Below are 24365 nucleotides of genomic sequence, written 5' to 3'. Positions count from 1 at the left end.
GCGCGCCCGGCGCCGGAAAACCGGGTGAGGACGGGGAGCGGCGTGGGTACGGTCTTGCCCATGCACACGTTCTTCCAGATCTACGAGTGAGCGCGTGGCGGGCCCGACCACCCGCCGCCCCCCGGATCGATCAAGGTCACGAAGACCTCACTGAGACCAGGAACGGGAGAACCCCATGGCCAAGAGCCGCAACAACCTTCTCGGCGTCGGCGGACAGCGCAAGAAGCTGTCCCGCGCGGGCGCGCAGGGCGCCGGCCCGGCGGGCGAGGCGGACCGCCGCAGCGCCGCCGACCAGAAGCAGGAACTGCTCCGCCGGATGCGGGAGCGCGCGGCAGCCCCGGCCACCGCCGAAGCCCCGGAGACCCCCGAGACGGACACCCCCGCCGGGGAAGCCCCGGACCGGGACTGACGGCCGAGCCGGACGACCGTTCTACCCGGCGACGGCCGCTGCCAGGACGGCGGCCGTCGTCCGGATCAGCTGATGGTCTCCGGCCGCCTCCGGATCGCCAGGCTTTGTCGTGAGCACCGCCAGCACCACCGGTGTGCCCTCCGGCGTCCACGCGATGCCTACGTCGTTGCACGAGCCGTAGGCGCCGCCGCCCGTCTTGTCGGCGACCGTCCATTCCGGCGGCAGCCCCGCCCGGAACCGCGTACCGCTCGTCCGGCAGTCGAGGAGCCATCGGGTCAGCCGTGCGCGGTCCCGGCGTCCCAGCGCCTTCCCCAGGACGAGCCGTGCGTAGTCGCGGCCGATCGCGAACGGGGTCGTGGTGTCCGTGACCCGGCCCGGTTCGGCGGAGTTCAGCTCGGGCTCCCAGCGGTCCAGCCGTGTCGTACGGTCGCCCAGGGAGCGTGCGAAGCGAGTGACCGCGTCCGGGCCGCCCAACTCGCGCAGCAGCAGGTTGCCCGCGGTGTTGTCGCTGTCACCGATCGCGGCGTCGCAGAGCCGGGCGACGCTCAGCCCGCTCGCGATGTGCTCCGGGGTGTCGGTGACCGGCGAGTCGGACACGCAGTCCGCCTTCGTGTAGTGGATCACCTTCCCCAGCACCTCGCCGTGGCGGTCCAGATCCCGCAGAACGGCCGCGGCGGCGAGTGTCTTGAAGGTGGACAGCATCGGGAAGCGCTCGTCGGCCCGGTGCCGCACGGCGACCCCTGTGGCCACGTTGTACGCGAACGCGCCGACGCGGGCGCCGTACGCCCGCTCCAGTGCACACAGCCGGTCCGTCGCGGAGTCCGCCGCCGCACGGGCGGTCCCCGCACCGGCGAGCAGTACTCCCACCGCACCGGCGCCGCCGAGCGCGAGCAGTCCACGGCGGCTCGGGGAGCCAGGGGTTAAGCGGGACAGGGCTGTCGTCATGGGCTTCGTCTCCTTCGTCCACCGGCCCGTTGCCGGAACTCCCACGTTAGACGTGGTTCCGACGACGTCTTCCTCCCGCCGTCCCCGGCCGGACGCGACCGGCCCAGGGAGCAGTCACCGGGGTACGGGACAATGGGGGTCATGACCACGCTCGCCCCCTCGCCCTCGCCGCTCCGCATCGGCCCGCACACCGTGCAGCCGCCGGTCGTCCTCGCGCCCATGGCCGGGATCACCAACGCCCCGTTCCGCACGCTGTGCCGGGAGTTCTCGGGCGGCAAGGGGCTGTTCGTCAGCGAGATGATCACCACGAGGGCCCTGGTCGAGCGCAACGAGAAGACCATGCAGCTCATCCACTTCGACGCGAGCGAGACCCCGCGCTCCATCCAGCTGTACGGAGTGGACCCGGAGACGGTCGGCAAGGCGGTCAGCATGATCGTCGACGAGAACCTCGCCGACCACATCGACCTCAACTTCGGCTGCCCGGTCCCCAAGGTCACCCGCAAGGGCGGCGGCTCCGCCCTCCCGTACAAGCGGCCGCTGCTGCGCGCCATCCTGCACGAGGCCGTCTCGCGGGCCGGGGACCTGCCGGTCACCATCAAGATGCGCAAGGGCATCGACGACGACCACCTCACCTACCTCGACGCCGGCCGGATCGCCGTCGAGGAGGGCGTGACGGCGGTCGCCCTGCACGGCAGGACCACCGCGCAGCACTACGGCGGCACAGCCGACTGGGACGCCATCGCCCGCCTCAAGGAGCACGTCCCGGAGATCCCGGTGCTCGGCAACGGCGACATCTGGTGCGCGGACGACGCCCTGCGGATGATGCGCGAGACCGGCTGCGACGGTGTGGTCGTGGGGCGCGGCTGCCTCGGCAGGCCGTGGCTCTTCGGCGACCTGGTCAGCGCGTTCGAGGGAACGGAGACCAGGCAGGCGCCCACGCTGCGCACCGTCGCCGGGGTGATGCTGCGCCACGCGACGCTGCTCGGGGAGTGGATCGGCGACGAGGCCCGCGGCGTGATCGACTTCCGCAAGCACGTCGCCTGGTACCTCAAGGGCTTCGCGGTCGGCTCGGAGATGCGCAAGAAGCTGGCGATCACCTCCTCGCTGGAGGAGCTGGGCTCCCAGCTCCAGGAGCTGGACCTGGACCAGCCGTGGCCGGACGGCGCCGACGGGCCGCGCGGGCGCACCTCGGGCAACAACAGGGTGGCTCTGCCGGACGGCTGGCTGAAGGACCCGTACGACTGCGCGGGCGTGAGCGCCGACGCGGAGCTGGACACCTCCGGCGGCTGACGAACCGCCCGCGCCAGCGGGGCACTGGGTGCCCCCACGCGTGCTCTGCTCATTTGAGCGCTTATTGGGCCGGTATTCAGGCTTCCCGACCTTGAATCGATGCTCAGCGCAAGCGCATGCACGTAAAAGGTGACCCTATGTGGTTGATCTGTATGCGGTGCGTCAACACAAGGGTGTCCGGATGGTGACATCTGAGCGGCCTCTTGGGAGTGATTCTCGCCACCTTGAGAGGGTTGACGCTCACATGAGCGCAAAAACGGGGGTTGCACTTCTCAAAGGGTGGCACTGGGTGCCAGCGGGTCGTACTTTGATCGATCGACGCTTCGACTACTTTCAGCCACCGATTCGCGGCCTTCGATGGACATGGCGTCATCCTGTGTACGACTTCTGAACGCGACGCTTCCCAGGGCCGAAACGCGCTTCACTTTCGATCTGCTGGCGGACGGGTGGTTGCGGCCGTACGACGCGCAAGTGGACGTACCCACGCACCTTCGATCTGGGTATGTTCCTCGCCGTCAGGGCAGCCACCGCGTCTTCGAGGAGTCGAGACCGTGTCGGAAAACAAAGATGTGCAGAAGTTCGTCTACGACTTCACCGAAGGCAACAAGGATCTGAAGGACCTGCTCGGTGGGAAGGGGGCCAACCTCGCCGAGATGACCAACCTCGGTCTCCCCGTGCCCCCCGGCTTCACGATCACCACCGAGGCCTGCAAGGTCTACCTGGACAGCGGGGCCGAGCCGGCGGCGCTCCGCGACGAGGTGAGTGCGCACCTCGACGCGCTGGAGGCCCGGATGGGCAAGAAGCTCGGCCAGGCCGACGACCCGCTGCTGGTCTCCGTCCGCTCCGGCGCCAAGTTCTCCATGCCCGGCATGATGGACACGGTCCTCAACATCGGGCTCTCCGACGCCTCCGTCGTGGGCCTGGCCCAGCAGTCCGGTGACGAGCGGTTCGCCTGGGACTCCTACCGCCGGCTCATCCAGATGTTCGGCAAGACCGTGCTCGGGGTGGACGGCGACCTCTTCGAGGAGGCGCTGGAGGAGGCCAAGGCGGCCAAGGGCGTCACGGTGGACGTGGACCTGGACGCGGCGGACCTGAAGAAGCTGGTCAAGCAGTTCAAGAAGATCGTCGCCCGCGACGCAGGCCGCGACTTCCCGCAGGACGCGCGCGAGCAGATGGACCTCGCCATAAAGGCGGTCTTCGACTCGTGGAACACGGACCGGGCCAAGCTCTACCGCCGCCAGGAGCGCATCCCCGGCGACCTCGGCACCGCCGTCAACGTCTGCTCCATGGTCTTCGGCAACCTCGGCCCCGACTCCGGTACGGGCGTCGCCTTCACCCGTGACCCGGCCAGCGGCCACCAGGGCGTGTACGGCGACTACCTCCAGAACGCGCAGGGCGAGGACGTCGTCGCGGGCATCCGCAACACCGTACCGCTCGCCGACCTGGAGGCGATCGACAAGAACTCGTACGACCAGCTGCTCAAGATCATGGAGACGCTGGAGACCCACTACAAGGACCTCTGCGACATCGAGTTCACCATCGAGCGCGGGCACCTGTGGATGCTCCAGACCCGGGTCGGCAAGCGCACCGCCGGTGCCGCCTTCCGCATCGCGACCCAGCTGGTGGACCAGGGCCTGATCGACGAGGCCGAAGCCCTCCAGCGGGTCAACGGCGCCCAGCTCGCGCAGCTGATGTTCCCGCGCTTCGACGACACCGCCAAGACCCAGCGGCTCGGCCGGGGCATCGCCGCCTCGCCCGGCGCGGCGGTCGGCAAGGCGGTCTTCGACTCGTACACCGCCGTCAAGTGGTCCCGGTCCGGCGAGAAGGTCATCCTCATCCGCCGCGAGACCAACCCGGACGACCTGGACGGCATGATCGCCGCCGAGGGCATCCTCACCTCGCGCGGCGGCAAGACCTCGCACGCCGCCGTCGTCGCGCGCGGCATGGGCAAGACCTGTGTCTGCGGCGCCGAGGAGATCGAGGTGGACACCAAGCGCCGGCGCCTCACGGTCGGCGACATCGTCGTGGAGGAGGGCGACCTCGTCTCCGTGGACGGCTCCACCGGCAAGGTGTACCTGGGCGAGGTCCCCGTCGTACCGTCCCCGGTCGTCGAGTACTTCGAGGGCCGGATGCACGCGGGCGCCGACGACGCCGACGAGCTGGTCGCCGCCGTGCACCGGATCATGGCGTACGCGGACCGGGTGCGCCGGCTGCGGGTGCGGGCCAACGCGGACAGCGCGGAGGACGCCCTGCGGGCCCGCCGCTTCGGCGCCCAGGGCATCGGCCTGTGCCGCACCGAGCACATGTTCCTCGGCGAGCGCCGCGAGATGGTCGAGAAGCTGATCCTGGCCGACACCGACAAGGAACGCGAGGCCGCCCTGGAGCAGCTGCTGCCGCTCCAGAAGGCCGACTTCATCGAGCTGTTCGAGGCGATGGACGGACTGCCGGTCACTGTACGGCTGCTGGACCCGCCGCTGCACGAGTTCCTGCCCGACATCACCGAGCTGTCGGTACGGGTCGCGCTCGCCGAGTCCCGCAAGGACGCCAACGAGAACGACCTGCGGCTCCTGCAGGCGGTGCACAAGCTGCACGAGCAGAACCCGATGCTCGGGCTGCGCGGGGTCCGGCTCGGCCTGGTCATCCCCGGCCTGTTCGCCATGCAGGTGCGGGCCATCGCCGAGGCGGCCGCCGCCCGCAAGAACGCCAAGGGCGACCCGCGCGCCGAGATCATGATCCCGCTCGTCGGCACGGTCCAGGAGCTGGAGATCGTCCGCGAGGAGGCCGACCGGGTCATCGCCGAGGTGCAGGCCGCCACCGGCACCGACCTCAAGCTGAAGATCGGCACCATGATCGAGCTGCCGCGCGCCGCGCTGACGGCCGGGCAGATCGCGGAGGCGGCCGAGTTCTTCTCCTTCGGCACCAACGACCTCACCCAGACGGTCTGGGGCTTCTCCCGCGACGACGTGGAGGCGTCCTTCTTCACCGCCTACCTGGAGAAGGGCATCTTCGGGGTCTCGCCGTTCGAGACGATCGACAAGGACGGCGTCGGTTCGCTGGTCAAGAGCGCCGTCGCGGCCGGCCGGGCCACCCGCCCCGATCTCAAGCTCGGCATCTGCGGGGAGCACGGCGGCGACCCGGAGTCGGTGCACTTCTTCCACGAGGCCGGTCTCGACTACGTCTCCTGCTCGCCGTTCCGCATTCCGGTGGCGCGTCTGGAGGCGGGCCGGGCGGCGGCCGGGCCGCGGGCCAGCGACAGCCGCTGAGGCGGCACACCCACCGATTCCGCGCGGCCGGCCGACCCACCCTCACCGGGCCGGCCGCGCGGAATTCCGGCGGCGGCGGCACCCTGTGCGGGGGTGCCGCCGCCTTCTCGTACCGGCGGGGCCGCCGCAGTGGGTTGTCATGTCCCTGGAAATCGGGGTGACGGGCGGATGGCGGGCGCCCATTGCTTCGTTTAATGCGCAAAGAAATCGAGCTGAACGGACCGGGGTGCGGCCCGCCGATCCCCATCGGCGGGCCGCACCCGGCTTACCCCCATCGAGTGCGGAGCCGCACCATTGCCAACCGCCGCCGAACGAGCAAAACCCCCCACGGCCTTCGCTCGCTCTTCCGGTGGCTCCGGAATCGCACCCGACGACGTACAGCTTTTCGTCCGGTGGCGGTCCGGGGCGAGGCGTTTCACCTCTGGCCGAAACCCCGTGGTGACGTGCTGTTACGATTCGCATACTCTTGCGAGGGGGTAATTGCAGGTGCAAGGGGTGGGAGTTAGGTGCTGCGTATCCATGTTTCCGGATGGGACCTTTCGCGGGTGCGGATGGCCTCCGGCCCGGACGCGCTGTGGGAGACCATTCTCAGCTTTCACCGGCTGAGGGACCGGAGGGCTTCCGCGGTCTTCGGGGAATGGCGCGCGGAAACCCGCCCGAAGTTGAGCGGTGAAGTACGCCTGCTGTCCGCGATCGTTCCGCAGCGCGGATATTTTCCCGACTTTCTGACGCCTTCTCAGGAAAACTCCGAACCGCTCGGACTCGACGCCGGAATGGAAGCCGTGCGCGCGACTTCGCCCGAGCGGCTGCGCGCCGAGCTGGCCGTGCTCGACGCCCAGCGCGCGCCCGACGCCCGGCAGCCGGCCCGCCGCGCCCGCCTGGACGCGCTCCGCGAGGGCGGCGCCGCACCCCTGGGCCGGCTCGTGGACGCCTTACGGGACTACCACCGCGCCGCCGTCCAGCCCTACTGGCCGCACATCCAGTCCGCCGTCGGGGCCGACCGCGCGATCCGCGGCCGCGCCCTGCTGGACGGCGGCACCGACGCGCTGCTGACCTCGCTCCCGCCCGTCATCCGGTGGCGGGCCCCCGTCCTGGAGGCCGACTACCCCGTCGACCGGGACCTCCGGCTGGACGGGCGCGGACTGCTGCTCCAGCCCTCGTTCTTCTGCCGGGGCACCCCCGTCGTCCTGCGCGACCCGCTGCTGCCGCCCGTCCTGGTCTACCCGGTCGCCCATCCGGTCGCCCCGGCCTTCGCCGAACCCGGCCCCTGGCTCGGCCGGCTCCTCGGGCAGACCCGCTCCACGGTCCTGCGGGCCATCGGCGACGGCTGCACGACCAGCGAACTGGCCCGGCGCGCCGGGGTCTCCCTCGCCTCGGCCAGCCAGCACGCCTGCGTCCTGCGCGAGGCGGGGCTCGTCCACACCCTGCGGCACGGCGGCTCGGTCCTGCACACCCTGACCCCGCTGGGCGGCTTGCTGCTGAGGGGCGGGGCGCCGCTGGCGGTTTCCTGAGCGGCCCGGCGCGGAAGGGATCTCGCTCCGCACCGATGAGTTCCGGGCGGCCCCGGCGTCTACCTATCGAGAAGTTGTTCGACAGACGCACGCGGAACCGCGCACCGAGAGAGCGAGACGGCCATGCCTCAGATGATCTTCGTGAACCTGCCGGTCAAGGACCTGCAGACGGCCAAGGACTTCTACGCGAAGCTGGGCTACTCCTTCAACCCTCAGTTCAGCGACGAGCAGACCGCCTGCCTGGTCATCAGCGACACCATCTTCGCGATGCTCCTCCAGGAGGAACGCTTCAAGGACTTCACCAAGAAGGAGATCGCCGACGCCGCCACCTCCACCGAGATGATCCTTGCGCTCAGCGCCGACAGCCGCGAGAAGGTGGACGAGCTGGCCGACGCGGCCCTCGCGAACGGCGGATCGCCCGCCAACGAGCCCCAGGACCTCGGCTTCATGTACGGCCGCTCCTTCCAGGACCCCGACCACCACATCTGGGAGGTCGTCTGGATGGACCCCTCCGCCATCGAGGACCAGGGCTGAGCGGCGGCGGGAGGCCGGCGCCGGACTACAGCCCCTCGTACGTCACCCCGGTCAGCTGCTCCGACGCCACCCACAGGCGCTCGCCCGCCACATCACCGCGCGTCCAGCCCGCCCGCCAGGACGGACCGGGCGCGCCGCGCCAGCCCAGCAGTCGCGGCCCGGTGAACGAGTCGGGGCGCACCCCCGGCGCGGTCGCCGCGTACAGCGTGGGCAGGGCGCCGGCCGACGCCGGCTGGGCGACGAGACGGTTGCCGAGGGCCATCATCCGCTCCGCCGCCCTGCGGTCCTCCATCCGGGCGGCGGCCGTCTGGAGGTTCGTGGCGGCGTAGCCGGGGTGCGCGGCGGCGGCCACCAGGGCGCTGCCGGCCGCCCTCGCCCGCCGGGCCAGCTCGTGGACGAAGAGCAGGTTGGCGGTCTTGGAGCGCCCGTAGGCGATCCAGCGGCGGTAGTGGCGCTCGCTGTTGAGGTCGCCCATGTCGATGTCGGACAGGGCGTGCAGCCCGCTGGAGACGGTCACCACGCGCGGGCGCCCGGCCGCAAGCAGCTTCGGCAGCAGCAGCCCGGTGAGCGCGAAGTGCCCGAGGTGGTTGACGCCGAACTGGGTCTCGAAGCCGTCTGCCGTCCGCCCGTACGGCAGGGCCATCACCCCGGCGTTGTTGATCAGCAGATCGAGCCGGTCCGCCGGCAGGTCCGCGGCGAAGGCGCGTACGGAGGCCAGGTCGGCCAGGTCCAGCGGGGCGAACGCCACGTCCGCGCCGCGCACCGCGTACCGGATGCGGGCCGCCGCCTCCTCGCCGCGCCGTTCGTCGCGGCAGGCGAGCAGCACCCTGGCCCCGCAGCGGGCCAGCTCGCGGGCGGTGATCAGCCCGATGCCGCTGTTGGCCCCCGTCACCACCGCCGTGCGGCCGCTCTGGTCGGGTATGTCGCGCGCGCTCCAGCCCTGGCTCATGGGCCCAAGCGTACGACCGTGCGCGCGCACGGCCGGAAGCGCCCGTTCCGGGGCTCTTCCGGCCGTGCGCGCGCACCGGTGGTCGCGGTCAGTCCGCGCGTACCTCGAAGACCGACACGGACACCTCGTCGTCGTCCAGGCAGGCGCCCGTCGCCAGGTCGAACCGCTGCTTGAGCAGGGGCGAGGCCACGAACGGCTGCCCGCCGTCCGAACCCACCAGCCCGCGCGAGAGGACGTAGGCGCCGGTGAACGGGTCGCGGTTGTCGATGGCGTACGTCCGCCCGGCCCGGTCCAGGAACAGCGCCACCTGCCGGCCGTCCGGGAGAAGGGCGGCGACCCCCCGGCCGGGGATCAGCAGCGAGCGGTCGCACACCGTGAGCCAGCCGTCCCCGGCGGCGAGCCGGACGGTCCGGGCGTCCTGCACGGTCTGCGTGGTCTGCGCGGTCTGCGTCGTCTGTGTGGTCATCAGGAGGCGGTCCCTTCGAGAGTACGGACGGCGAGCACCGGGCCCGCGAGGATGTCCAGGTCGGGCTTGACCTGATCGCGTTCCGGGACGAACCTCACCGACGGGTCGGGTGCGCCGGGCGCGTTGACGAAGGTGACGAACCGGCGCAGCCGCTCCGGGTCGGAGAGGGTCTGGGCCCACTCGTCGCGGTAGCCGCGCACATGGTCGGCCATCAGCCGCTCCAGCTCGTCGCAGAGGCCCAGCGAGTCGTGCACGACGACGTCCCGGACGTGCTCCAGGCCGCCGTCGATCCGCTCCAGCCAGGCCGAGGTGCGCTCCAGCCGGTCCGCGGTGCGGATGTAGAACATCAGGAAGCGGTCGATCAGCCGGACCAGTTCGGCGTCCGACAGGTCCTGGGCGAGCAGGTCGGCGTGGCGCGGGGTCGCGCCGCCGTTGCCGCCCACGTAGAGGTTCCAGCCGCCGGCCGTGGCGATGATCCCGAAGTCCTTGCCCCGCGCCTCCGCGCACTCGCGGGCACACCCCGAGACCGCCGACTTCAGCTTGTGCGGGGCGCGCAGTCCCCGGTAGCGCAGCTCCAGGTCGATCGCCATCCGCACCGAGTCCTGCACGCCGTAGCGGCACCAGGTCTGCCCCACACAGGACTTGACCGTGCGCAGCGACTTCCCGTACGCGTGCCCCGACTCGAAGCCCGCGTCCACCAGCCGGGCCCAGATCCGCGGCAGCTGGTCCACCCGCGCGCCGAACAGGTCGATGCGCTGACCACCGGTGATCTTGGTGTAGAGCCCGAAGTCGCGGGCCACCTCGCCGATCACGATCAGCTTCTCCGGGGTGATCTCGCCGCCGGGTATGCGCGGCACGATCGAGTACGAGCCGTTGCGCTGGAGGTTGGCCAGGAAGTGGTCGTTGGTGTCCTGGAGGGCCGCCTGCTCGCCGTCCAGCACATAGCCGCTCGCGCCGACCGTGGGCGCCAGCGAGGCGATGACCGAACCGACCGCCGGCTTGCACACCTCGCAGCCCTCCCCGCCGCGCGCCTCCTCCCGCCCGTGCGAGTCCAGCAGCTCCGCGTACGAGGTGATCCGCAGGGTGCGGACGATCTCGTACAACTCGCTGCGGGTGTACGCGAAGCAGCCGCACAGGCCCGCGTCCGCGCTCTGCGGGAGCAACTGGCCGATCACCTTCACACAGCTGCCGCAGCCGGTGCCCGCCTTGGTGCACTTCTTCACCTCGGGCAGCGTGGTGTGCGCGCGGATCGCGCCCTTGGTGACGTTGTGGCAGGAGCAGATCACCGCCTCGTCGGGCAGCGCGGAGGGGCCGAGCGCCACCGGGCCGCCCGCGCCCGCCGGAAGCACCAGCTGCTCCGGGGCGACCGGCAGCACACTGCCCGTCATCGGGCGCAGCGTGCCGTACTGTTCGGCGTCGCCCACCAGCACGCCGCCCAGCAGGGTGCCGTCCGGGGCCATCACCAGCTTCTTGTAGATCCCGGACCGGGCGTCCGCGTACACCACGTCCAGGCAGCCCTCGGTGGCGCCGTGCGCGTCGCCGAACGAGGCCACGTCCACGCCGAGCAGCTTCAGCTTCGTCGACAGGTCGGCGCCCGTGAACGCCGCCTCGCCGCCCGCGATCACCTCGGCGGCCGTCAGCGCCATCTCGTAGCCGGGCGCCACCAGCCCGTACACCCGGCCGTCCGACGCGAGCGCGCACTCCCCGATGGCGAAGACCGCCGGGTCGGAGGTGCGGCACTCCTCGTCCACCACGATCCCGCCGCGCGGCCCGACCGCCAGACCGCAGTCGCGGCCCAGCCCGTCGCGGGGGCGGACCCCGGCCGAGAACACCACCAGGTCCGCCGCCAGCTCCGACCCGTCGGACAGCGCCATCCCGGTCACCGCGCCGTCCCCGTCCGCCAGCACCTCCTGCGTGCCGACCCCGGTGTGCACGGTCAGGCCCATCTCCTCGACGGTCCGCAGCAGCGCCGCGCCCCCGCCCTCGTCCACCTGGACCGGCATCAGCCGGGGCGCGAACTCCACCACGTGCGTGTCCAGCCCCAGGCCCTTGAGCGCGCCGGCCGCCTCCAGGCCGAGCAGCCCGCCGCCGACCACCGCGCCGGTCCTCGCCGACTTCGCGTACTCCTCGATGGCGAGCAGGTCCTCGATCGTCCGGTAGACGAAGCACCCGGTGCTGTCCTTGCCGGGGACCGGCGGCACGAACGGGGCGGACCCGGTCGCCAGCACCAGCGTGTCGTAGCGGAACGTCTTCCCGGACCGCGCCGTCACCGTGCGCGCCGCACGGTCCACGGACACCGCCGGGTCGCCGAGCCGCAGCTCGAAGCCGTGCCGCTCCATGAAGCCCGGCTCCACCAGCGACAGGTCCTGCGGCGTCCGCCCCGCGAAGTACGAGGTCAGCCGCACCCGGTCGTAGGCGGCACGCGGCTCCTCACCGAGGACGACGACCCGTGCGGTACCGGCGGCGGCCGTCAGCCCGCGCTCCGCCAGGGCCTCCAGGAAGCGCTGGCCGACCATCCCGTGTCCGACGACCACGAGGGTCGGCACGGCGGCGGGGGAGGAGGGGGTGGGGGCGGTCGGGGGAGTGGACACCGGCATCTCGGGACCTCCGTCGTCGGTGAGCGGTCTCGGCAGGGCCACAGGCGCCGGGCCTGTGTGCTCATGCCCGACAGCGTGTCCCGGCGGTGTTACCCGGCCGGTTCCCCGCTGTTTCCCGAGCGGAACCGTGCGCTCAGCACCCGCCGCGCGACCCTGTGAGGCCCTCGAAACGGCCCGTGGGCTGCGGAAACCTCAGACTTGGCTCAACTTTCCCGCCGGGGCCCCGCGACGGTTGGACGGTGTCCGCGTCCGCTCCATAGGGTCTGGCCCATGCCGGACATCACCCTGACCACCCTCGTCGTGCTGTGCCTCGCCGCCGCGGCGGCCGGGTGGGTCGACGCGGTGGTCGGCGGCGGCGGACTGCTGCTGCTCCCGGCGCTGCTCCTCGGCCTGCCGCAGCTGCCGGCCGCGCAGATCCTCGGCACCAACAAGGCCGTCGCCATCGTCGGTACCTCGGGCGCCGCCGTCACCTACGCGCGCAGGGCGCCGGTGAAGGTCGGCACGGCGGTCCGGATCGGGCTCGCGGCCCTGGCGGGCTCGATGACCGGGGCGTTCTTCGCGGCCGGGATCAGCAGCGAGGTGCTGCGCCCGGTGATCATGGTGGTGCTGCTGGCGGTCGCCGCGTTCGTCATGCTGCGGCCCCAGTTCGGCCGGGCGGCCGGCGACGCCGTCCCGCCCCCGGTGACCAGGGCCCGCGCGGTCACGGCGATCGTCCTGGTGGGCGGCGGCATCGGCCTGTACGACGGACTGTTCGGGCCGGGCACCGGCACCTTCCTGGTGCTGGCCCTGACGGCGGTGCTCCACCTCGACCTGGTCACCGCTTCGGCCACCGCCAAGATCGTCAACGTCTGCACCAACGCCGGGGCCCTCGCGATGTTCGCTTACCAGGGCAATGTGCTGTGGGGGCTCGCCGCGCTGATGGCGGTCTTCAATCTGGCGGGCGGGCTGCTGGGCGCCCGGATGGCGCTGAGCAAGGGCAGCGAGTTCGTGCGCGGGGTGCTGCTGGTGGTGGTCTTCTCACTGGTGGCGAAGCTGGGATTCGACCAGTGGCAGGGCTGACGCGCGGGGCGCGGGCGTACGTGCGTGAGGCCGGCGCACGCGGGCGAGGTCAGCGCACGCTCGTGAGGTGGGCGTATGCCACCACGTTCCCCCGGTAGCCGGTGGCGTCGGAATAGCCGCCGCCGCAGGTGATCAGCCGCAGCGCGGCGTAGTCGGACGCGCCGTAGACCCGCTGGTCGGGGAAGTCCTCGTTCTCGTACACCTCGATCGCGTCGAGCGTGAAGACGGCGGTACGGCCGTCCCGCCGGTCCACCTCGACGGTGCTGCCCTTCTTCAGCGAGCCCAGGTCGTAGAAGACGGACGGCCCCCGGGCGTTGTCCACATGCCCGGCGACGATCGCGGTGCCCTCGGCGCCCGGCGGGGTGCCGTCCTTGTACCAGCCGACGACATCGGTGTTCCCGGCCGGCGGAACGTCCAGGCTGCCGTCCGCCCCGAGCCCGAGCCGCATCATCGGCGCGTCCACCCGGATGGCGGGAATCCGCAGCCGTACGGGCGCGGACGGGCGCAGCGGTTCGGCGACGGGCGAGCCGGGCAGCAGGGCGGGACCGGCGGCGAACGCCTGGGCGGCGGCCGGTCCCGGCGGGGTGAGCCGGGTGCCCGCGCCGTTCTGGATCAGCCAGACCCCGGCCAGCGCCACGACGACGAGCAGCCAGCCCTTGGCCTTCTGGGACACGTGCGTCCTCCGGGGGCGGAAACGGAATGGTTCCGTCCCGGTGGCTCGGGGCCACCGGGACGGCCACCTGGCGGTACGGAGGGGTGGATGCCTCCGTCAGCCGGCGTCCCGCGTGCCGCTCGCCCGGCGACGCAGGAGCCAGGCTCCGCCGACGGCGGCAGCGGCGAGTACGCCGGCTCCCGCCGCGATCTGGGTGGTGTCCGGGCCGACGCTGCCGCCGACTCCGGTCTTCACATGCCCCGAGGGGGCGGTGGGCGCCGGCGAGGTGCGGTGCCCCGAGGGGGTCTCGCGCCCGGACCCGGACTGGTCGTAGCCGCCGGACCCGGTCGCGTGGCCGGAGGGGGCGGGGCGCTCGGTGGGCGAGGCGCGGTCCGCCGCCGGGGGCGCGTCCGGTACGAGGGCGGAGCCGGCCGCCTCCGCGTCCAGGCCGTCGAGGCCGCCGGAGTCCTCCTCGCTGCCCGGGCCCTCCAGGTCGGAGAAGTCGTACGCGGGCGAGTCGGCCGCGCCGTCCGTGCCCCCGGCGGCGTCCGCGGCATCCGTGCCGGGCGCGCTGTCCGTGCCGTTCCCGGCGGGCCGGGGGGCCGCCTTGACCTCGATCTGCCCGGTGGCCTTCGCGCCGTTCGCGCAGTCCACGCCGATGCGGTACGGCCCCGGCGCGATGCCGCCCGGCACCCGGAAGGAGCCGGCCAGCGCCTCTTCGAGGCCCACGGGCGCCAGCGGGAACTCCGGTGCGTCCAGCGCGCTCGCGTCGCCCGTCGCACCGCCGGCGCCACCGCAGGCGGTGGTGTCCACGGTGACCGTGGTGCCGGGCGCGGCGCTCGCCGGGGTGATCCGCAGGGCGGCGGGCTCGTCCCCGTACGCGGACGGGGCGGCGGCGCAGAGGCCGAGCGCGGCGGCGGCGAGGGCCGCGGCGGCGGTGCCGGTCACGAGTCGGGCAGGACGGCGCATGGGGGTTTCCTCCGGGCCGGGGGCGCTGGCGGGTGTGTCCTGACCCCGAGCCAACAGCCGTACCGGCGCCCATGCCTGCTGACACCGAGTCAGCTCTCACCCGTTCGGCCCGGCGCGCCCTCCTTGCCACGGCTCATCGCCGCAGGTCACGCCGGTGGTGGCGGGGGAGGGGCGCGCCCCTGGGTGCCCCGGTGCCGTTCGAGTGACGGGAGCGGCGGCGAGTGTGTCGTAGCTCACATGCGTGGAGCGGTGCCGAGAGGGAATGCGCATCTCAACCCCCCACGGGACGGCGCGCACCGCCGCCCCCGGCCGCCGCCCCCTCCGGACCTCTCCCCTCCTGGCCCGGAGGGGGCGGACCGTTCGGACGGCCTGTTCGGACGACGTGTTCGGACGGCCCCGTTCAGACGGCCTCGTCCGGCGCCCTCTCGTACGCCGCCGCCAGCCGCCGCATCAGCTCCTCGTCCACCGTGAACGCGGTGTCGTCGATCCGGGCGACCGGGGCCATCCCCTGCGAGTTGGTGACGAATGCGGACCGGAAGGCGCCGAGGCCGTCCAGGGCGACCGGGCGGCGCAGCGAGGGCAGGCCCGCGCCCGGCAGCTCGCGTTCCAGGACGCCCATGGTCACACCGGCGAGCGCGGGCGCCTGCGGCCAGATCACCGATGTGCCGTCCCAGAAGCCGATGTTGGTGATCGCGCCCTCGGTCACCGAGCCGTCCGGCAGGGTCAGCAGCGCGTCGTCGTATCCGGACCGGCGGGCCAGGTTCGCGTAATAGGTCTGGCCGAACTCGCCGGGGCGCTTGAGGTGCGGGGCGGTCCGGGCGTAGGGCACCGACATCAGCCGCTGGGGCTCGGGCGTCATCCGGGCCGGCCCGCGCACCGTCACCATGACCGTCGTCGCGTCCGTGTCCGGCGGCAGATACGCGTGCACCCGCACCGAGGCGTCCGCCGCCCCCGCGCTCTCCAGCGCGTGCCGGATCAGCCGGCGCACCAGGGCGCCGTCCAGGGGGAGTTCGAACAGCTCCCGGTTGGCCGCGTCCAGCCGGGCCAGCTGCAGGTCCAGGCCCCGGACCCTGCCCCCGCGCACCTGCATCGCCGTGAAGTGGCCGTAGTTGAAGAACAGGGCCCGGCGCAGATCGTCCTCGGTGGCGGGCCGGCCGTCGAACTCGGCGTACGGAAGGGCCGTTGCGGGTGAAGTCGTCATACGGCCACCGTATGCGCAGGCCGGCGCCCCGCGGCGGGGCGGTCGCGGACCGCCGGGGGCCGCCCGGCACGGCCGCCTCCAGCGGGGCTTGACCTCAACCATGGTTGATACAGGAACGTTTTCGTCATGGACCTCACCACCGCGGAATCCTCCGCCACCGCCCTGCCCGAGACCGCCGCCCCCCTGAAGGTGGCCGTCATCCTCGCCAGCAACCGCGAGGGCCGGTTCGCGCCCGTCGTCGCCAACTGGTTCCTCGCCCACACGGACGCGCATCCGGCGATCGAGACCGATGTGCTGGACATCGCCGAACTCGATCTGCCTGCCTCCCTCAAGTACCGCCTGGAACCCGGGGACCGGGAACAGGTGGCCGGGATCGGGGCCCGGCTCGCCGAGGCGGACGCCTTCGTCGTCGTCACCCCCGAGTACAACCACTCCTACCCGGCGCCGCTGAAGAACCTCATCGACTGGTACCGCTCGGAGTGGCAGGCCAAGCCGGTGGCGTTCGTCTCCTACGGCGGTGTCGCCGGGGGCCTGCGCGCGGTCGAGCACCTGCGGCAGGTCTTCGCCGAGGTGCACAGCGTGTCGATCCGCGACACCGTCTCCTTCCACAACGCCGGCGGCCAGTTCGACGACGAGGGCAGGCACCGCGACCCCGCCGGACCGGACGCGGCCGTCAAGACGCTGCTCGACCAGCTCATCTGGTGGGGCCGGGCGCTGCGGGACGCCAGGCGGGTCCGTCCGTACGGCGGCTGATGGCGCGGCGGGAGCCGGTCGCCCACAATCGGGGAGGACCGCCGACCGCTGCGAGGAGAGGCCGAAGTGACGACGACGCCGGCATGGCTGACCGTACTGACCACGACGGACAGCGAGGAGAAGGCCAGGGAACTGGCGCGGGGACTGGTCGAGGCGCGGCTCGCCGCCTGTGTGCAGATCTCCGCGCCCGTCACCTCCGTCTACCGCTGGCAGAACGCCATCGAGGCCACCGAGGAGTGGCAGCTGTTCTGCAAGACCACGGCCGAACGGTACGAGGAGCTGGAGGCCCGTCTGATCGAGGCGCACGACTACGACACCCCGGAGATCATCGCCCTGCCCGTCCTCCGGGGCAGCGCCGGCTACCTCGGCTGGGTCGCCGCCGAGACGGCTCCGGTCACCGCGCCCTGAGCGTGGCGGCCGGGCCCGGCTCCGGCCGGCGGGCGGCCGCCGCCAGGGCGTCGTCGATGCCCGGCTCCCGCGGCCCCAGGAAGTGCGGGTCCGGCTTGAACAGGGCGTCGAACGCGGCCTTCCCCGCCGCGGCCACCTCCCGTGTCCCGCCGTAGTACCAGGTCGCGTCGTGCCTGGCGTCCACGCCGACCCCGTAGGCGTCGATGCCCGCCGCCCGGCACAGCGCGATGGCGCGGCGGATGTGGAAGCCCTGGCTCACCAGCACCGCCCGGTCGACGCCGAAGATCCGCTTCGCCCGCACGCACGAGTCCCAGGTGTCGAAGCCCGCGAAGTCGCTGACGATCCGGTCGTCCGGCACGCCCTTCCCGACCAGGAACGTGCGCATCGCGTCCGGCTCGTCGTACTCCTCGCGGCTGTTGTCCCCGGTCACCAGGACGACCTTCACCTTGCCGTCCCGGTAGAGCGCGGCGGCCGTCCGCAGCCGGTTCGCGAGGTACGGGGACGGCTTCCCGTTCCACAGCCCGGCCCCGAACACCACCGCGACCTGCCGCGCGGGCACGTCCTGGACGGTCCTGATCCGCGCGTCGGCCACCGTGTGCAGCCAGGTCGCGGGTGCGAGCGCCAGCACACAGGCCGCCATCAGCCCCTGCACCGCCCGCCGCCGCCCCCGCCGGGTGCGCGGCAGCCGGGGCCGCAGCCGGCCGACGGCTCGAAGGAGCCGGCCGGCCGCCCCGCGCGGCCGGTCGCCGCCCGCCCGTCCGGCCTCCGGCGTCCGCCGCATCCGTGCCCTCACGTCCCCGCCCCCACTCGCCCGTCTCCGGTACCGGGGCGCATGCGGCCCCGCCCTTCAGGACGAGCGGACGGCCGAAAGGGTTCTCCACCGGCCCCGGACGGCCCGCGTACCATCGGGCGATGTCACTCCCGCGGCTGATCGCCTCCGACCTCGACGGCACCCTTCTGCGCCGTGACGGCTCCCTCTCGCCCCGCACCCTGCGCGCCCTGCGCACGGCCGAGGAAGCCGGTACGGAGATCGTCATCGTGACCGCCAGGCCGCCCCGCTTCGTGGACCGGCTGGCCGACGCCACCGGGCTCACCGGCACGGCCGTGTGCAGCAACGGCGCCCTCGTCTACGATCTGGCCGGGCGTACGGTCGTCGCCTCCAGCGCCCTGCCGCTGGCCGTCGCCCGGCAGGTCGCCACCGCGCTCGCCGCCGCCGTCCCCGGCATCGGCTTCGCCCTGGAGACCGGCAACCACGTGCTGTACGAACCGGCCTACCGGCTGCGCCTGTCCGAGGACGCGGGCGCCGAACTGCCGGTCGCCTCCCTCGCGGACCTGTGGCTCACCGAGGCCCCCGTCACCAAGCTGCTCGCCTGGTCGGACCGGCTCGACGCGGACACCCTGATGGCCGCCGCCCGCGAGGGAGCCGGCGACACGGTCCAACTGACCCACTCCGGCGGGCGCGGGCTGCTGGAGATCAGCGCGCCCGGCGTCCACAAGGCCGGCGCGCTCGCGGCGCTGTGCGAGACGCGGGGCATCGGGGCGGCGGACGTCATCGCGTTCGGTGACATGCCCAACGACCTCACGGTCCTGGCCTGGGCCGGTACGGGCTACGCCATGGCCAACGCCCACCCGTCGGTGCTGGCCGCCGTACCGGCGCACGCCCGGACCAACGAGGAGGACGGGGTGGCCCAGGTCATCGAGCACCTGTTCGCGGCACGGGGGAGGGGCGCGCGCTGACGGCCGGACCGCCTCCCCGTGAGGCGGCGGACAACGTACGTGACCGGCGCGCAACGACCCGGCAACGTACGTCCGCCACCATCGGCCCATGCAGCGCACCCGTCAGCCCGCCCCCGCCCTGGTCGTCGTCGCGCACGGCAGCCGCGACCCCCGTACCCCGCGCACCGTGGCCGCACTCCTCGAACGGGTGCGCGAGCTGCGGCCGGGGCTCGACGTCCGCCTCGGACACGTGGAACTCAACGCACCCCTGCTGCCGGACGCCCTGGCCGCCCTCGGCGCCGGCGAGGCCGTCCTCGTACCCCTGCTGCTCGGGCGCGGGCACCACGTCAAGCACGACATCCCGGCGTCCGTCGCCGCCGCCCCCGCCCTGCGCGCCCGCGTCGCCGCGCCGCTGGGACCGCACCCGCTCCTGGTGGAGGCGCTGCACGACCGCCTCGTCGAGGCCGGCTGGCGCACGGCGGACCGGGGCGGCGGCGCCGCCGTGGTGCTGGCCGCCGCCGGATCGCGCGACCCCGAATCGGCCGCCGGAACCCGGCGTACCGCCCGGCTCCTCGGGGAACGGCTCGGCGGCGTGCCCGTCGTACCCGCGTACGCCTCCGCCGCCGCGCCCACCGTCCCCGCCGCCGTGCGCGCCCTCGCCGCACGCGGCCACCACCGGATCGCCGTCGCCTCCTGCTTCACCGCCCCCGGACGCTTCGCCGCGGCCGCCGCCGCGCACGCGCCCTGGATCGCCGCCGCCCCGCTCGGCGCCCACCCCGCGATGGCCCGGCTGCTCCTGCACCGGTACGACGAAACCCGGACGGCCGACCCGGCCGTGTGCGACATACCGATGAACACACCGCTGCCGGCCTCCGCCTGACCCGTCCTGTCGGTGCGGCCGATTAGGGTCGGCACCATGAACGGCACGGACGGCACACAGCACCCCGGTACGGCGCCCTACGGCCCCGCCGACGCCGAGCGCTGGGACCCCGAGCCCGACAAACGGCCCGGCCGCACCGCCTTCCAGCGCGACCGCGCCCGCGTCCTGCACTTCGCGGCGCTGCGCAGGCTCGCCGGCAAGACCCAGGTCGTCACACCGGGCACCCGGAGCCCCGCCTGGGACGCCAGCCCGCGCACCCGGCTCACCCACTCCCTGGAGTGCGCCCAGGTCGGCCGGGAACTCGGCGCCGCGCTCGGCTGCGACCCCGATCTGGTGGAGGCGGCCTGCCTCTCCCACGACATGGGACACCCGCCTTTCGGCCACAACGGCGAACAGGCCCTTAACGACTTCGCGTCCGACTGCGGCGGCTTCGAGGGCAACGCCCAGTCGCTGCGGCTGCTCACCCGCCTCGAACCCAAACGCTTCGTCCCCGACACCCGCACCGGCGACCTGGTCAGCGTCGGCCTCAACCTCACCCGCGCCGCCCTCGACGCCGCCACCAAATACCCCTGGCCCCGCGGCGCCCACCCCACCGACCCCGGCTCGCCCAAGTTCGGGGTCTACGAGGACGACCTCCCCGTCTTCACCTGGTTCCGCCAGGACGCGCCGCCCCACCGCACCTGCTTCGAGGCCCAGGTCATGGACTGGTCCGACGACGTGGCCTACTCCGTGCACGACTTCGAGGACGGGCTGCACGCCGGCCACATCGACCCCGACTGCCTGGAGGCCGCGCCGGAGCGCCGGGAGATCTGGGACGTCGCCGTCGGCCGCTACGTCCCGGCCGGCACCGACCCGCAGGAACTGGCCGAAGCGCTGGACCGGCTCATCGCCCAGGACTGGTGGCCGCACGGCTACGACGGCTCCGCCGTGGCCCAGGCCCGCCTGAAGGACGCCACCAGCCAGCTCATCGGCCGCTTCTGCCTCGCCGCCGAGACCGCCACCCGGCAGGCGTACGGCCCCGGCCGCCACAGCCGCTACGGCGCCGAACTGGTCGTCCCGCGCGCCACCCGCAACGAGTGCGCGGTCCTCAAGGCCATCGCCGACCGCTACGTCATGCAGCGCGCCGAACAGGAGGAGATCCGCGCCGACCAGCGGATCGTCATCGCCGAACTGGCCGCCGCGCTCACCGCCCGCGCCCCCGAGGGCCTGGAGCCGCAACTGCGCGCGCTCTACGAGGCGGCCCCCGACGACCGCGCCCGCAAACGGGTCCTCGTCGACCAGATCGCCGCCCTCACCGACGCCTCGGCCCGCGCCCTGCACGCCCATCTCACCCCCGGCGCCGACCGCCACCAGGGGTGACGTGATCGGGCCACACCCCCTTTCGGCACTACGCTGCGTGCGGGACGCTCGCAGTTGGCGCCGCGCAGCAAGCACCGAGGAGGCATCAAGTGGCAGACGCACATCGGACGTTCGTCATCGTGGGCGGAGGGCTGGCCGGGGCGAAGGCGGCCCAGACGCTCCGGTCGGAAGGATTCAGCGGCCGGGTCATCCTGATCGGCGACGAGCGGGACCATCCGTACGAACGCCCGCCGCTGTCCAAGGGCTACCTGTCCGGGAAGGAGGACCGAGACAGCGTCTTCGTCCACGAGACCGGCTGGTACGCGGCGGCCGACATCGAGCTCCACCTCGGCCAGCCCGTCACCTCGCTCGACCGCGAGGCCCGCACCGTGGAGACCGGCGACGGCACCGTCATCCACTACGACAAGCTGCTGCTCGCCACCGGCTCCGAACCGCGCCGGCTCAACGTGCCCGGCACCGACCTGGCCGGCGTCCACCATCTGCGCCGGCTGGCCCACGCCGACCGGCTGCGCCACGTCCTGTCCGCGCTCGGCCGGGACAACGGCCACCTGGTCATCGCCGGGGCCGGCTGGATCGGCCTGGAGGTCGCCGCCGCCGCCCGCGGCTACGGCGCCGAGGTCACCGTCGTCGAACCCGAGGCCACCCCGCTGCTGCGGGTCCTCGGCCCGGAACTCGGCCAGATCTTCACCGAGCTGCACAGCGACCACGGCGTCCGCTTCCACTTCGGCGCCCGGCTCACCGAGATCGTCGGCCAGGACGGCATGGTCCTCGCCGTACGCACCGACGACGGCGAGGAGCACCCCGCCCACGACGTCCTCGCCGCGATCGGCGCCGCCCCCCGCACCGCCCTCGCCGAATCCGCCGGGCTCGACATCGCCCCGCGCGAGGAGGGCGGCGGCATCGCCGTGGACGCCTCGCTGCGCACCAGCGACCCGCACATCTACGCCGCCGGCGACGTGGCCGGCGCCGCCCACCCGCTGCTCGGGACCCGGCTGCGGGTCGAGCACTGGGCCAACGCGCTGAACGGCGGCCCGGCAGCCGCCCGCGCCATGCTCGGCCAGGACGTCGGCTACGACCGGGTGCCCTACTTCTTCTCCGACCAGTACGACCTCGGCCTGGAGTACTCCGGCTGGGCGCCGCCCGGCAGCTACGACCAGGTGGTCATCCGGGGCGACGCCGGCAAGCGCACGTTCATCGCGTTCTGGCTCAAGGACCGCACCGTGCTCGCCGGGATGAACGTCAACGTGTGGGACGTCACGGAACCCATCCAGAAGCTGATCAGGGCCGGCCGCCCGGTCGACCCGGACGCCCTGGCCGACCCCTCCGTGCCCCTGGAATCCCTGGTCTGAGCGGCCCCGGCCGGCGCCCGGGCACCCCGCCCGCACCCGCGCCGGCCGGGGAGCGGGCGCGGCCCCGGCCCCGGCCGCGGCTTTCCTGTCCGAGCCCACCCGTAGAATTCAATCGTGGCGGGCAGGATCAATGACGACGACGTGAAGGCGGTACGGGACGCGGTCCCGATCGACGCCGTCGTTTCCGAGTACCTCCAGCTGCGCAACGCCGGCGGCGGCAACCTCAAGGGCCTGTGCCCCTTCCACGACGAGAAGTCCCCCTCCTTCCAGGTCAGTCCGAGCAAGGGCCTCTTCCACTGCTTCGGCTGCCAGGAGGGCGGCGACACGATCGCCTTCGTCCAGAAGATCGACCACCTCACCTTCGCCGAGGTCGTCGAGCGGCTCGCCGCCAAGGCCGGCATCACCCTGCGCTACGAGGAGGGCGGCTACAACCCCTCCCACCAGCGTGGCGAGCGCATCAGGCTGGTCGAGGCCCACAAGGCGGCCGCCCAGTTCTACGCCGAGCAGCTCGACGGCCCCGAGGCCGAGATCGGCCGCCGGTTCCTCGCCGACCGCGGCTTCGACCAGGCCGCCGCCACCCACTTCGGCATCGGCTACAGCCCGGCCGGCTGGGACCACCTCACCCGCTACCTGCGCGGCAAGGGCTTCAGCGACCGGGAGCTGATCACCTCCGGCCTCTCCCAGGACGGCAGGCGCGGCCCCATCGACCGCTTCCGCGGCCGCCTGATGTGGCCCATCCGCGACACCGCGGGGGACGTCGTCGGCTTCGGCGCCCGCAAGCTCCGCGAGGACGACAACGGCCCGAAGTACCTCAACACCCCCGAGACCCCGATCTACAAGAAGTCCCAGGTGCTGTACGGCATCGACCTGGCCAAGAAGGACATCGCCAAGTCCAGCCGGGCCGTCGTCGTCGAGGGCTACACCGACGTCATGGCCTGCCACCTCGCCGGGATCACCACCGCCATCGCCACCTGCGGCACCGCCTTCGGCGGCGACCACATCAAGATCCTGCGCCGCCTCCTCATGGACAACGGCAGCGCCCGCGTGATCTTCACCTTCGACGGCGACGCGGCCGGTCAGAAGGCCGCCCTGCGCGCCTTCGAGGACGACCAGAAGTTCGCCGCCGAGACCTACATCGCGATCGCCCCGGACAACATGGACCCGTGCGACCTGCGGCTGGTCAAGGGCGACGACGCCGTCCGCGACCTGGTCGAACCGCGCACCCCGCTCTTCGAGTTCGCGCTCCGCCAGATCGTCGGCCGCTACGACCTGGAGACCCCGGCCGGCCGCGCCGCCGCGCTCGACGAGGCAGCCGTCGTCGTCGCCAAGATCAAGACGCGCAGCGTGCAGCGCGAGGTCGCCGTCCAGCTGGCCGGCTTCATCGGCATCCTCGACCAGGAATACGTCGTCCACCGGGTCAACCAGCTCGCCCAGTGGGCCCGAGGCCGCGGCGGCGACCCGCGCGGACCCGGCCGGACCGGCCGCGGCGGCGCCGGCCGCTCCCAGCAGATCCAGGCCCCGCCCGTCCCCTCGGGCCCCGCGCTCAACCTCCGCAGCCCCGCCCACCGCACCGAGCGCGAACTGCTCAAGCTCGCCCTCCAGCGCCCCGAACTGGTCGCGCCCGCCTTCGACGCCTACGGGTCCGACGAGTTCACCGCACCGCCCTACGCCGCCGTACGCCAGTGCATCGAGGAGGCGGGCGGCGCCGAACAGGGCCTCGCCGACAGCCGCGAATACCTCGTCCGGGTCCTGGACGCCACCCCCAGCGAATCCGTCCGCAAGCTGATCACCGAGCTGGCGGTCGAGGTCTTCCACGGCAAGTCCATCGACGAGACCTACGCCGGGGAACACCTGGTCAAGGTCCGGCTGCGCGCCGTGGACCGCCGGATCAACGACGTCCAGAGCAGCCTGGCCCGCCTCGGCAGCAACGTCGCCCCCGACCACCTCGCCGCCGCGCAGAACGAGGTCTGGGTCCTCCAGCAGTACGCGCAGACCCTGCGCAACCACGGCGCCGCCGCCCTCTGACGTAACCAGGCCGTCTCAGAAAGTCACCGC

Annotated in this window: 21 protein-coding genes; 13 read left to right on the top strand and 8 right to left on the bottom strand. The window is 73.0% G+C overall.

Annotation, left to right across the window (positions count from 1 at the left end; all coding sequences use genetic code 11):
* Positions 1-175: 175 nt before the first annotated feature.
* Entirely contained in the window at positions 176-409 is a 234-nt protein-coding gene (locus OG710_RS07985; RefSeq protein WP_330238694.1) for a DUF6243 family protein, read from the top strand.
* 21 nt (positions 410-430) lie between these two features.
* Here the strand turns inward: OG710_RS07985 and bla are convergent, their stop codons facing one another.
* On the bottom strand, positions 431-1354 hold the full coding sequence (gene bla / locus OG710_RS07980) for a class A beta-lactamase (RefSeq protein WP_330238693.1): 924 nt from the start codon (positions 1352-1354) through the stop codon (positions 431-433).
* Positions 1355-1495: 141 nt separating this feature from the next.
* Between bla and dusB the strand changes: the two genes are divergently transcribed.
* From dusB to OG710_RS07960, 4 genes are all read left to right on the top strand, one after another.
* Positions 1496-2644, top strand: a complete 1149-nt coding sequence (dusB, locus tag OG710_RS07975; protein ID WP_330238692.1) for a tRNA dihydrouridine synthase DusB — start codon at positions 1496-1498, stop codon at positions 2642-2644.
* 551 nt (positions 2645-3195) lie between these two features.
* Positions 3196-5907 carry a pyruvate, phosphate dikinase gene (gene ppdK, locus OG710_RS07970; RefSeq protein ID WP_111331848.1) on the top strand — a complete coding sequence of 904 codons (2712 nt, stop codon included), beginning with the start codon at positions 3196-3198 and terminating at the stop codon, positions 5905-5907.
* Between the two features lie 506 nt (positions 5908-6413).
* A complete protein-coding gene (locus tag OG710_RS07965; protein ID WP_330238691.1) occupies positions 6414-7418 on the top strand; it encodes an ArsR/SmtB family transcription factor in 1005 nt (334 codons plus the stop codon).
* Positions 7419-7541: 123 nt separating this feature from the next.
* Entirely contained in the window at positions 7542-7952 is a 411-nt protein-coding gene (locus OG710_RS07960; protein WP_330238690.1) for a VOC family protein, read from the top strand.
* Between the two features lie 25 nt (positions 7953-7977).
* On the opposite strand, the gene OG710_RS07955 is transcribed toward OG710_RS07960, so the two are convergent.
* The 3 genes from OG710_RS07955 to nirB all read right to left on the bottom strand — a co-directional run bounded on the left by OG710_RS07955 (position 7978) and on the right by nirB (position 11964).
* The gene (locus tag OG710_RS07955) at positions 7978-8901 is read right to left on the bottom strand and encodes an oxidoreductase (protein ID WP_330238689.1); all 924 of its coding nucleotides are present in this window, start codon (positions 8899-8901) and stop codon (positions 7978-7980) included.
* 88 nt (positions 8902-8989) lie between these two features.
* Positions 8990-9367, bottom strand: coding sequence for a nitrite reductase small subunit NirD (nirD, locus tag OG710_RS07950; RefSeq protein WP_330238688.1), 378 nt, complete (start codon positions 9365-9367; stop codon positions 8990-8992).
* Positions 9367-11964, bottom strand: coding sequence for a nitrite reductase large subunit NirB (nirB, locus tag OG710_RS07945; RefSeq protein ID WP_330238687.1), 2598 nt, complete (start codon positions 11962-11964; stop codon positions 9367-9369). The genes nirD and nirB overlap by 1 nt, the downstream gene beginning before the upstream one ends.
* A gap of 270 nt (positions 11965-12234) precedes the next feature.
* Here nirB and OG710_RS07940 point away from each other — a divergent pair, with 270 nt between their 5' ends.
* A complete protein-coding gene (locus OG710_RS07940) occupies positions 12235-13023 on the top strand; it encodes a sulfite exporter TauE/SafE family protein (RefSeq protein WP_330238686.1) in 789 nt (262 codons plus the stop codon).
* Positions 13024-13072: 49 nt separating this feature from the next.
* Here the strand turns inward: OG710_RS07940 and OG710_RS07935 are convergent, their stop codons facing one another.
* The 3 genes from OG710_RS07935 to OG710_RS07925 form a co-directional block, all read right to left on the bottom strand.
* Positions 13073-13696 (bottom strand): class F sortase, encoded by a 624-nt coding sequence (locus OG710_RS07935; RefSeq protein ID WP_330238685.1) that lies wholly within the window; start codon positions 13694-13696, stop codon positions 13073-13075.
* 96 nt (positions 13697-13792) lie between these two features.
* Positions 13793-14644 carry a hypothetical protein gene (locus tag OG710_RS07930; RefSeq protein WP_330242378.1) on the bottom strand — a complete coding sequence of 284 codons (852 nt, stop codon included), beginning with the start codon at positions 14642-14644 and terminating at the stop codon, positions 13793-13795.
* Positions 14645-15044: 400 nt separating this feature from the next.
* On the bottom strand, positions 15045-15845 hold the full coding sequence (locus OG710_RS07925) for an aminotransferase class IV family protein (protein ID WP_330238684.1): 801 nt from the start codon (positions 15843-15845) through the stop codon (positions 15045-15047).
* A gap of 126 nt (positions 15846-15971) precedes the next feature.
* Here OG710_RS07925 and OG710_RS07920 point away from each other — a divergent pair, with 126 nt between their 5' ends.
* Together OG710_RS07920 and cutA are read left to right on the top strand one after the other, a co-directional pair.
* Positions 15972-16598, top strand: a complete 627-nt coding sequence (locus OG710_RS07920) for an NADPH-dependent FMN reductase (RefSeq protein ID WP_330238683.1) — start codon at positions 15972-15974, stop codon at positions 16596-16598.
* A 66-nt stretch (positions 16599-16664) separates the two neighbouring features.
* Positions 16665-17006 carry a divalent-cation tolerance protein CutA gene (cutA, locus tag OG710_RS07915; protein WP_330238682.1) on the top strand — a complete coding sequence of 114 codons (342 nt, stop codon included), beginning with the start codon at positions 16665-16667 and terminating at the stop codon, positions 17004-17006.
* On the opposite strand, the gene OG710_RS07910 is transcribed toward cutA, so the two are convergent.
* Complete coding sequence (locus OG710_RS07910; RefSeq protein WP_330238681.1) at positions 16993-17787, bottom strand: SanA/YdcF family protein; 795 nt, start codon at positions 17785-17787, stop codon at positions 16993-16995. The two genes, cutA and OG710_RS07910, sit on opposite strands and share 14 nt — an antisense overlap.
* A 146-nt stretch (positions 17788-17933) precedes the next feature.
* On the opposite strand from OG710_RS07910, the gene OG710_RS07905 reads away from it, so the two are divergent.
* From OG710_RS07905 to dnaG, 5 genes are all read left to right on the top strand, one after another.
* Complete coding sequence (locus OG710_RS07905) at positions 17934-18743, top strand: Cof-type HAD-IIB family hydrolase (RefSeq protein ID WP_330242189.1); 810 nt, start codon at positions 17934-17936, stop codon at positions 18741-18743.
* Between the two features lie 88 nt (positions 18744-18831).
* A complete protein-coding gene (locus tag OG710_RS07900; RefSeq protein WP_330238680.1) occupies positions 18832-19602 on the top strand; it encodes a sirohydrochlorin chelatase in 771 nt (256 codons plus the stop codon).
* 36 nt (positions 19603-19638) lie between these two features.
* The gene (locus OG710_RS07895) at positions 19639-20961 is read left to right on the top strand and encodes a deoxyguanosinetriphosphate triphosphohydrolase (protein WP_330238679.1); all 1323 of its coding nucleotides are present in this window, start codon (positions 19639-19641) and stop codon (positions 20959-20961) included.
* Between the two features lie 89 nt (positions 20962-21050).
* Complete coding sequence (locus OG710_RS07890) at positions 21051-22310, top strand: NAD(P)/FAD-dependent oxidoreductase (protein ID WP_330238678.1); 1260 nt, start codon at positions 21051-21053, stop codon at positions 22308-22310.
* 114 nt (positions 22311-22424) lie between these two features.
* The gene (gene dnaG / locus OG710_RS07885; RefSeq protein WP_330238677.1) at positions 22425-24335 is read left to right on the top strand and encodes a DNA primase; all 1911 of its coding nucleotides are present in this window, start codon (positions 22425-22427) and stop codon (positions 24333-24335) included.
* Positions 24336-24365 lie beyond the last annotated feature (30 nt).

The sequence above is a fragment of the Streptomyces sp. NBC_00525 genome, from assembly GCF_036346595.1.
GTDB lineage: Bacteria > Actinomycetota > Actinomycetes > Streptomycetales > Streptomycetaceae > Streptomyces.
Note: the sequence above shows the minus strand (reverse complement) of the source record. Positions and strands in the feature narration are given on the sequence as shown.